We start from the raw sequence: 974 nt of genomic DNA on the forward strand, positions 1-974 counted from the left end.
TGAGGATCGCAGAAGTAGATCGGAATGCCCGTGGCGGTAGTGAACGCAGCATGCTTGGCCATCTCCGCGCCCTGGTCCCAGGTGATCGTTCGGGCCAAGGAGGACGGCAGCTTGCTGACTGCGGCGCGCATTGCTGCCTCGACCTGCTCGGCGCTCTTGCCATCGGGCAGGTGCAGCAGCAATGTCATCCGTGTCGAGCGCTCGACGAGCGTCCCGACAGCGCTGCGGCTGCCCTGACCAAGGATGAGGTCACCCTCCCAATGCCCGGGCACTGCACGGTCGTCGGCTTCGGCAGGGCGCTGGCTGAGCATCACCATGCCGGGGATGCGGCCACGACCCTCGATGGCCCCGCGAGGCTTGCGAGCCGTCCTTCCGGACCGCAGGCACCGGGCCAGTTCACGGCGCAACTCGCCTCGGCCCTGCACGAACAGCGACTGGTAGATCGTCTCGTGGCTCACACGCATCTGCGGATCATCGGCATGATCCAACCGTAGGCGCACCGCGATCTCGTCGGGCGACCACAACTGCTCCAGCCGACTGGCGACCTCCTCGAGCAGTCGGCCGGGCCTGAGCTTGAACGGCTTCGGCCGACGAGTCTGCTGGCGGGCACGTTCATGTGCGCGCCAAGCCGAGTATTCGCAGCGGCCTCCGCCGCGCTTGACCTCACGGCTGATGGTGGACACCGTTCGCCCCAGCTGCCCGGCGATCGCGGTGAATGTGTCGCCACGATTGATCCCCAGAAGGATCTGCTCGCGCTCATCGATCGTCAGGCAGCCCTGGCGTGGTTTCCAGCCGAGCGGTTTGGCATCGAGGTGCCTGCCGCTCCGGGCCATGACCCCGACCATCGGCGCGCTGCAGCCGATCTCCTTGGCGATATCGACCAGCCGCCAGCCCCTCGCGTGCAACCTGAGCGCCAGCTGCTTCTGCTCCCGGCTGAGATGACCGTGCTTGCCCTGCATCCGGATCCTCCTGTG

The 974-nt window shown here is 66.9% G+C and carries 1 protein-coding gene; it reads right to left on the bottom strand.

The features are described from left to right. Positions 1–959 (bottom strand): IS30 family transposase (locus GWK18_RS12845; protein ID WP_166835729.1); only part of this gene is annotated, 959 nt, incomplete at its 3' end. Positions 960–974: the final 15 nt, after the last annotated feature.

The organism is Kocuria sp. JC486, assembly GCF_011602805.1.
In the GTDB taxonomy this organism is placed as follows: Bacteria; Actinomycetota; Actinomycetes; order Actinomycetales; family Micrococcaceae; genus Kocuria; species Kocuria soli.